The sequence below is a fragment of the Streptococcus sp. CL8.13 genome, from assembly GCF_049737895.1.
Window position 1 is genome coordinate 1 of the sequence record NZ_JBKOTT010000027.1, and the last position, 8523, is coordinate 8523.

At 39.8% G+C, this 8523-nt stretch carries 9 protein-coding genes; 3 read left to right on the forward strand and 6 right to left on the reverse strand.

The genetic code is table 11. The features are described 5' to 3' along the window. The 3 genes from ACLNCN_RS01690 to ACLNCN_RS01700 all read left to right on the forward strand — a co-directional run. Window positions 1-639 (forward strand): FAD:protein FMN transferase (locus ACLNCN_RS01690; protein WP_424844496.1); only part of this gene is annotated, 639 nt, incomplete at its 5' end. Window positions 640-698: 59 nt separating this feature from the next. Further along, the gene (locus tag ACLNCN_RS01695; RefSeq protein WP_424844497.1) at window positions 699-1304 is read left to right on the forward strand and encodes an NADPH-dependent FMN reductase; all 606 of its coding nucleotides are present in this window, start codon (window positions 699-701) and stop codon (window positions 1302-1304) included. Between the two features lie 18 nt (window positions 1305-1322). After that, window positions 1323-2567, forward strand: a complete 1245-nt coding sequence (locus tag ACLNCN_RS01700) for an NAD(P)H-dependent oxidoreductase (protein ID WP_424844498.1) — start codon at window positions 1323-1325, stop codon at window positions 2565-2567. Window positions 2568-2679: 112 nt separating this feature from the next. Here the strand turns inward: ACLNCN_RS01700 and ACLNCN_RS01705 are convergent, their stop codons facing one another. The 6 genes from ACLNCN_RS01705 to ACLNCN_RS01730 all read right to left on the reverse strand — a co-directional run. Beyond that, the gene (locus ACLNCN_RS01705; protein WP_084926631.1) at window positions 2680-2937 is read right to left on the reverse strand and encodes a DUF896 family protein; all 258 of its coding nucleotides are present in this window, start codon (window positions 2935-2937) and stop codon (window positions 2680-2682) included. A 42-nt stretch (window positions 2938-2979) separates the two neighbouring features. Beyond that, window positions 2980-5016: a glycine--tRNA ligase subunit beta gene (gene glyS / locus ACLNCN_RS01710; RefSeq protein ID WP_424844499.1), complete on the reverse strand. Its 2037-nt coding sequence runs from the start codon at window positions 5014-5016 to the stop codon at window positions 2980-2982. Between the two features lie 211 nt (window positions 5017-5227). Next, window positions 5228-6145: a glycine--tRNA ligase subunit alpha gene (glyQ, locus tag ACLNCN_RS01715; RefSeq protein ID WP_000038736.1), complete on the reverse strand. Its 918-nt coding sequence runs from the start codon at window positions 6143-6145 to the stop codon at window positions 5228-5230. A gap of 18 nt (window positions 6146-6163) precedes the next feature. Then, the gene (locus tag ACLNCN_RS01720) at window positions 6164-6925 is read right to left on the reverse strand and encodes an elongation factor Tu (protein WP_424844500.1); all 762 of its coding nucleotides are present in this window, start codon (window positions 6923-6925) and stop codon (window positions 6164-6166) included. A gap of 272 nt (window positions 6926-7197) precedes the next feature. After that, window positions 7198-8040, reverse strand: a complete 843-nt coding sequence (locus ACLNCN_RS01725) for an aldo/keto reductase (RefSeq protein ID WP_143951896.1) — start codon at window positions 8038-8040, stop codon at window positions 7198-7200. 76 nt (window positions 8041-8116) lie between these two features. Beyond that, a partial coding sequence (locus ACLNCN_RS01730; RefSeq protein WP_424844501.1) for a polysaccharide deacetylase family protein occupies window positions 8117-8523 on the reverse strand: 407 nt, incomplete at its 5' end.

Here is an 8523-nt window from a genome sequence, read left to right on the forward strand (position 1 = left end):
CAAACCTGGCGTATCGGTTTTTCGGATGCCAAGGTCGCCCAGCCTCAAGAAATTGAATCGGTGCTACCTTTAATCAATCCTCATTATATCGAGTTAGATTCTTCCACTTCCACTGTGTTTTTGAAACAAAAAGGAATGAAGATTGATCTTGGTTGTTTAGCCAAGGGTTATAGTGCGGATAAAGTTGCCCAATTTCTGAGAGAAGAGGGAGTAACATCTGCCTTGATCAATCTGGGAGGGAATATCCTGACTATTGGAAAAAATCAGGCAAGAGGAAATCAGCCTTGGCAAATCGGGATTCAAGACCCAGCCAATCCGAGGGGAAATCACTTAATGACCATCCCTGCTGTCAATCAATCTGTCGTGACTTCAGGCATTTATGAACGTCACCTGACTATCGATGGAAAAGATTATCATCATATTTTTGACAGTCAAACAGGATATCCTGTTGAAACGGAACTAGCGAGTCTCACCATCATCTCTGATAAATCCGTTGATGGTGAAATATGGACAACTCGTCTTTTTGGAGAAAGACCGACTTCTATCCTCTGGCAAGTCGAAAGTTTAGAGGGCATCGAAGCTATCCTCATCGATAAGGAAGGTCACCTAAGCTGTTCTTCAGGAATTCCTACTCTATAGAAATAGATGTTTCAATGGAGTTTTAAAATCGTATTATGTAAAAAGAGAAAGGAAATCTCATGTTAAAACTTATTGCTATTGTTGGAACAAATTCAAAACGTTCTACAAACCGCCAATTGCTTCAATACATGCAAAAACACTTTGCTGAAAAAGCTGAAATTGAACTTGTTGAAATTAAAGACATTCCTGTCTTCAATAAACCAGCTGACAAGCAAGTACCTGCTGAAATTTTAGAAATTGCTGCTAAAATTGAAGAGGCAGATGGCGTTATTATCGGTACTCCTGAGTATGACCACTCTATCCCAGCTGTTTTGATGAGCGCTCTTGCTTGGTTGTCATACGGTATTTACCCACTTTTGAACAAACCAATCATGATTACTGGTGCTTCTTACGGTACACTTGGTTCATCACGTGCTCAAATGCAACTTCGCCAAATCTTGAATGCCCCAGAAATTAAAGCAAGTGTCCTTCCAGATGAATTCTTGCTTTCACATTCTCTTCAAGCCTTCAATAACAATGGAGATTTAGTGGATCTTGATGTTATTCAAAAAATGGATGCCATTTTTGACGACTACCGTATCTTTGTAAAAATTACAGAAAAATTGCGCAATGCGAAAGAATTACTTCGCAAAGATGCCGAAGATTTTGACTGGGAAAATTTGTAAAATAGGAGAGCAGAAAGAATGAAATTTGTTGGACTTGTAGGAACAAATTACGATCAATCATATAACCGTAAACTCTTGGAATTTATCCGTCGTCACTTCAAACTAAAATTTGAATTAGAAGTGCTTGAAATTGACGAAGTTCCAATGTTTAACCAAGATGAAAAATGGGATGAAAGTTTCCAATTACGTTATCTTTATAATAAAATCACACGGGCTGATGGTGTTATCATTGCAACTCCTGAGCACAACCACACTATCACAGCTTCCCTAAAATCTGTTCTCGAATGGCTTTCATACGAAGTTCATCCATTTGAAAACAAGCCAGTTATGATTGTGGGTGCTTCTTACTACGACCAAGGTACTTCTCGTGCCCAAGTTCACCTTCGTAAAATTCTTGATGCACCTGGAGTCAATGCCTACACTCTTCCTGGAAATGAATTCCTTCTTGGTAAAGCTAAAGAAGCTTTTGACTCAGAGGGGAATATCACAAACGAAGGAACTATTAATTTCCTTGAAACATGTTTAGACAACTTTGTAAAATATGTGGGAGTCGTTTCAAAATTGAAAAAACCAAAACCAATCGCACCAGAAGACTTATATTGTACAAATTCAATTGCAACTACCATCCAAGGTGTTGATCCAGATGATCCTGAATGGGTAGAAAAAGCTGCTGAACTTGTTGGAGCTGTTTCTGGAGATACTTACGTTAAATTAGACCACGGTATCTTGACAGTTAACCAAATTGATATGTTCTTGAAGGCAATGCCATTTGAATTGACATTTGCAGATGATAATAATCAATTCTTGTACTTTAATAACGCACACCAAGACCCAGATACAATGTTTGGTAAACGTGTACGTGCTCAATCAGGAAATAGATTAGGAACAGTACACGGTACATTGCCAGATTCTAGAATGAAAAACGTTGAATGGGTTGTCGGCGTATTGCGTAATGGGGACCAAGAATATGTCCGTACAATTGTGCCAGGAACACCAGAAGGCGTTATTAATACCCATAATTACCAAGCAATGTACTATCCAGATGGTTCATATGCCGGAATTAATGAAATCATCTTTAATTTCCAACCATGGCTTGACTGGTACCTCAATACAACTGGTCAACGTCTAGTCGGTGGAAATGCTGCAGCTCCTGCTGGCGGACATGGTCACGGCGATGCAGATGCTACATCTGGAGCTTCTGATGCAGGTGATGCTGGAGGCCACGGTGGTGGCGCAGACGCTACATCTGGCGCAAGTAACTAATACTTTTAGGAACCATTTTGGTTCCTTTTTTAGCGAAAAAAGACTAGCAGACAAAAACTGCTAGTCTTTTGGTTATTATTTTATCTATCCTTATTAAAAGAAAGAATACTTATTATGAATTTGGATCATCGAGACTACGGCCATGTAACCCTTTTTCACGTTGGACTTGACGTAGTTTCTCTGGTGTAACATCGTTTCCTTCTTCGTCCACAATTTTAATCCCTTCGATGTGGTGACGAACAGTGCGACGATAACCTTCGATGTACTCCTCACGTAGTTTGGCTTGTTCTACTTTTTCTTCTGGGGTCAAGCCTTCTGTTTTTTTCTTTTTGGCAAGCTCGTTAATACGATCAATTTTTTTAGGATTCATGTTTCTCTCCTTTATGATAAGATTTAATCCGTTTAACAGATTTTATTTAGTATTGATTTGATTAAAACGTGCAAGTTTAGCTGCTTTCTTGGTTAATTGCGACAAGATTGCCAAACGATTTTGTCGAACAGTCTGATCTTCAGCCATAACCATGGTATTCTCAAAGAATGCATCAATGACTGGGCTAAGAGCAAAGAGTTGTTTCAATTGCTGACTGGCAGTCCCTGACAAAACGAGTGATTCTACTGCTTCTGCCAAAGTTTTCTCTTCTTCATTCTCAAAGAGAGCTGAATCAACTGTAGCAATTCCTTCTGCCTTCTCAGCCAAATTAAAGGCACGAGAAAGTGATTCAACAGATGGTTTAAAGTCTTCTTCCTTACTTGCTTCTACAAGAGCACTTGCTGCTTCCAACATATCCGCCACAACAAAGTTTGATCCTGCAAGAACGGCTTCCTTGATATCTTTTGGAGTAGAACCCATCATCTTATCAACACGAGCCTTGATAAAATCCATAACCTCTGCCTTATTTTCATAAGTCAAGCTGTCAAATTTCAATGCATAAAGGCTATCTATCAGCTCGTCCATAGCAATGTGCCAACCAAAGGCATCCAAGATACGAACCACACCTTGCGTCGCACGACGAAGGGCATAAGGGTCATTAGAACCTGATGGAATCAAGCCTACTGAGAAGAAACTCAAAATCGTATCCAATTTGTCTGCAATGGCTAGAATGGCTCCAACCTTGCTCTCTGGAAGTTCTCCTTCGGCTGATGTAGGCATGTAGTGTTCACGAATAGCAGCTGCTACCGCTGGAGTTTCCCCAGCAAGAAGGGCATATTTTTCACCCATAATTCCTTGGAGTTCGTCAAACTCACCAACCATACCTGTCAACAAGTCAAACTTGTAAATGGCTGCTGCACGGGCTAGGTCAATCGTTTCATCCGCTGACAAACCAGCTTTTTCTGCCAAGAGAATAGCAATCTGACCAGTACGAATCATGTGTTCACGAAGGGAACCAATTTTCTCATGGAAGGTTACATTGTTTAATTTTTCAACAAGATCTGAAATCACCAATTTTTGGTCTTCACGCCAGAAGAATTCTCCGTCTTCCAAGCGAGCTACCAAGACTTTTTCATTTCCTTTGATGACATTTTCCAAATGATCTGCGTTTCCATTACGAACAGAAATGAAGTTTGGCAAGAGTTTACCATCTTGATCACGGACAACAAAGTACCGTTGGTGTTCCTTCATCGAAGTCACCAAAACTTCTTCTGGAACTTCAAGGTATTTGGCATCAAAACTTCCCATAAAGGCAGTTGGGTATTCAACCAAGTTCAAGACTTCATTAAGCAAGTCCGTATCAATTTCGATATGTACACCATGCTCAGTTTCGATTGCTTTGATTTGGTCAACAATCATTTGCTCACGTTCACGAGGATCCGCGATTACAAACTGCTTACGAAGGTCTTCTTCGTAGCTCAATGCTGACTGAATCTTAGTTTCTTGTCCCAAGAAACGATGACCACGGCTCACACGATCACCCTTAATATCAAGAAAATCCAAGTCAAACTCTTCTTCATCTAAAAGAACAGTTAAAGTGTGAACAGGGCGGATGTATTCAAAGGTGTTGTTAGCCCAATGCATGCTGACAGGGAAAGTCAAGGACTTCAAGACATCTACAACACCAGGAACAATGGCTTCAACTGCTTGACCAATTTCTTCCTTGGTAACATAGACATATTCTTCACCCTTGATTTCACGGAATTTGATATCTTCAACAGTCAATCCTTTTCCACGGACAAATCCTTGAGCTGCTTTGGTAAAATTTCCATCACTATCCAAGGCAATTTTCTTTGCTGGCCCCTTAAAATCTTCAGTCAAATCAGACTGTTTATCTGCAAGACCAGTCACACGAACAGCCAAACGACGTGGTGTTGAGAAGGTCTGAATAGCTTCAAAAGACAGACGGTTTTCCTTGAGGAAGGCTGCCATTTTTTCGCCTAGTTGTTTTTCACTTGGCGTAACAACATAGGCTGGTAATTCTTCAAGACCGAGTTCTACTAATAAGTTTTTTGTCATGTTTTTTCTCCGAAAAATATCTTTTTATTTTCCAGTTTGCCTTATGTGATTGGCACGCAAGCAATCAACTTCGTTGTTTCATTGCTAAAATTGGAGCCAAAAGTCTCCAATTTTGCCTAGTATCCTTAGTTTCACTAAGGATACCTTCATCACTGCAGCAACTGGTTCAGGGCTCACACTGTTCGCCCATTTTCGTAATTTGTCACTTTCTTTATTCCGCGTCTTCTGCTAAGAGTTTAGCTCTTGTTTCTTCATCCAAAAGTGGGTAGCCTAGGCGTTTGCGTTCTGCGACAAAGGTTTTGGCTACGACACGGGCCAAGTTACGGATACGAGCGATATAGCCTGCGCGCTCTGTTACAGATACGGCACCACGCGCATCAAGCAGGTTAAAGGTATGTGAACATTTGAGAACATAGTCATAGGCAGGGTGCACTAATCCTTCTTCCAAGGCACGACCAGCTTCTTTTTCAAACTTATCAAAGTTTTCCAGCAACATTTCTTGATCTGAAATTTCAAATGAATATTTTGAGTGCTCATACTCAGGCTGGATAAAGATTTCTCCGTATTTTACACCATCAGCCCACTCGATATCATAGACAGAGTCTACTTCTTGAATGTAAGAAGCCAAACGCTCCAAACCATAGGTAACTTCCGCAGTCACAGGGCCAGTTGCCAATCCACCTACTTGTTGGAAGTAAGTGAACTGAGTGATTTCCATACCATCAAGCCAAACTTCCCAACCGAGACCTGCAGATCCAGTCGATGGATTTTCCCAGTTATCCTCAACGAAACGAATATCGTGTTCCAAAGGATTGATTCCCAATTTTTCCAAAGACTCAAGGTAAAGTTCTTGGATGTTTGATGGAGATGGCTTCATGACCACCTGGAATTGGTGGTGTTGGTAAAGACGGTTCGGGTTTTCTCCGTAACGACCGTCAGCAGGACGACGTGATGGCTCTACATAAGCCGCATTCCATGGCTCAGGTCCGATAGCACGAAGGAAAGTGTAAGGACTCATTGTCCCCGCACCTTTTTCATTATCATAAGCCTGCATAAGCATACAACCTTGGTCATTCCAAAATTGTTGCAAAGTCAAAATAATTTCTTGAAATGTTAATTTCTTAGACATTGTTTACTCCTTTAGTTTTTATATTTCTTTTTCAATTAATTTCTGCTGAACAAACCAATTTAATAAGGGTAGAGTTTTATCTGTATTTGCCCATAAATGATAAGAATCGAAGACCGCTTGTACACTACCTAGATTTTCTACCAACTTATCTATTGTCAAAAAACTACGCCAGTATTCGTAAAAAATACTTGCATAGTTCTTATCATAAGTCGAAGAACCAAAATCATTCAATGAATGCCAACCATACTTCTTCTGAAAAAGTTCTACAAGAGATTGATTACAAATTTTTTCCGCTTGAAATTCCTCTTCTGTCAAGAAATACTTGCGACTAATATATTCAACCATCCCCTCTTCGAACCATATATAAGAGTCGTAACCATCAAAATCATCTAAAAAATACTCCGACCAATGAGCTAACTCATGTCCTACAATCTGTAAGAGGAAATTTTCAGATAAAGAATGATAGTGACTTTCTATTGCTTGAGTTTGCTGAGAACACTCGTAGTCCATCAACTGATACAAATACAACTCTTTCCAAACAGCTAAATCAGGCGTCATAACCATTCGTCTATTATTTGTATAGGCTGGAACTGCACTTTCCCTAATAATCTGTGTAGCAGCATTAAAACTTGACCAAATAATGGCTTGCGGTAAATCACAGACTGCAAGTTCATTCTTTAAAAAAGATTGATAATCTTTCAACTTTTCAGTATTTCTTACTACAAAATCACGAAATGTAGCTAGTTGACTATCGTCTTTTACAAGATAAAGGTTTTCCACGTCTCTCCTTTCTTTCACATAATAGACTGAATAAGCGAAAGAACCGCGTCCGACAATCCTAGGTTGATTTAACCTAGGGGCGTCAAAAACGCGGTTCCACCCTAATTTATTACTTCATTGTTTTTGAAAATACTACAGAAAGCGCCAGCTCTTTATTTTGTCCTACTTGGCTCCCACTATCCCAAGCTCGCTTGAAGAACGCCATAAGACTTTCTTTCCTGCTGACTATTATATCAAAAATTGGAACAATGTACAATTCTTTTTATGATTTTCTAGAAATCCATATCATCAACTCGTGGAGCACCAGACTGAACAGCAATTGTTTTTAAGGTTTCACGTTCCTCATGACTCAATTCAATTCCAAAGCAATCAAGATTAGCCTGAATACGAGATGCTGTGACAGATTTCGGAAGCGGTAAAAATCCTTCTGCCAAGCTCCAGGCCAAGGCTATTTGAGCAACCGATTTTCCGTGATTTAGCGCTATTTCTTGCACTTGCTTGCTATCAAACAGTTCTCCCTGACCAAAAGGTCCCCAAGCTTCCAATAAAATTCCTTTTTCTCGACAGTAATCTACGACTTCCTCTTGATACACACCTGGCGCCAAGCGGATTTGATTGACCGCTGGAAGAATTTTTGCTGTTTCAAGCAAGGCATCCAAATGATGGGGAAGGAAATTACTAACTCCAATAGCACGGATTTTGCCTTCTTGATAGAGGTCTTCCATCGCTCTCCAAACTTCTGCATTTCGGATTTTCCATTGGTCATTTTCTCTGAGCGGTTTTGGATTTGGCCAATGAATCAAATACAAATCCAAATATTCCAAGCCCAGCTTCTCTAAAGACTCTTCAAAAGCCTGACGAGATTGCTCATAGCTATGATTTGTATTCCACAATTTACTGGTTACAAAAATTTCCTCACGCGGAACGCCACTATCTTGAATGGCACGACCAACGCTTTCTTCATTTTTATAAATAGCTGCCGTATCGATATGGCGATAGCCTGCCTTTAAAGCCTCTAGTACAGCTTGATAGGCAATCTCTCCATTTTCAGCTTTCCAGGTTCCAAATCCCAGTACTGGAATTGTAACACCATTGTTTAAAGTATAAGATTTCATTATTTTTCCTTTCTATGAGAAGAAAATCCAAAGAGCCAAATTTTCAAGGAAAACTTTTCTCTTTAGATTTTGTGTATTATTGATTGCGGTCGTAATAGAGCTGATGAGCTTTAAGACGAGAGTCTAACAAATCTGGAATTGTCACAAAGTCATAACCCTGACCTTTCAAATAGTCAATGACCTTTGGTAAAGCATTCACTGTTTCAGCATGGATATCATGCATGAGAATAATAGAACCATTCTTGACTTCACGCTGAATTTCTGTCAAAATAGATGCTTCATTTTTACTCTTCCAGTCCAGACTATCTACATCCCACATAATAAAGCTCAAATCTAAGCTATTGCGAATGTCGTCTGTAATGGCTCCATAAGGCGGACGCATGAGTTTTGAACTAGAACCCAACACTTTAGTTAGCGCATCCTCAGTATCAGTAATTTGTTTTTTAGCTTCATCAAGGGAAAGTTTTGAAAGCACTGGATGAC

Bases quoted from the DNA above. Each gene is read 5' to 3' on its own strand.
- ACLNCN_RS01700 (WP_424844498.1), top strand. From the start codon at position 1,323: ATGAAATTTGTTGGACTTGTAGGAACAAATTACGATCAATCATATAAC.
- ACLNCN_RS01695 (WP_424844497.1), top strand. From the start codon at position 699: ATGTTAAAACTTATTGCTATTGTTGGAACAAATTCAAAACGTTCTACA.
- glyQ (WP_000038736.1), bottom strand. From the start codon at position 6,145: ATGTCTAAGAAATTAACATTTCAAGAAATTATTTTGACTTTGCAACAA.
- ACLNCN_RS01725 (WP_143951896.1), bottom strand. From the start codon at position 8,040: ATGAAATCTTATACTTTAAACAATGGTGTTACAATTCCAGTACTGGGA.
- ACLNCN_RS01705 (WP_084926631.1), bottom strand. From the start codon at position 2,937: ATGAATCCTAAAAAAATTGATCGTATTAACGAGCTTGCCAAAAAGAAA.
- glyS (WP_424844499.1), bottom strand. From the start codon at position 5,016: ATGACAAAAAACTTATTAGTAGAACTCGGTCTTGAAGAATTACCAGCC.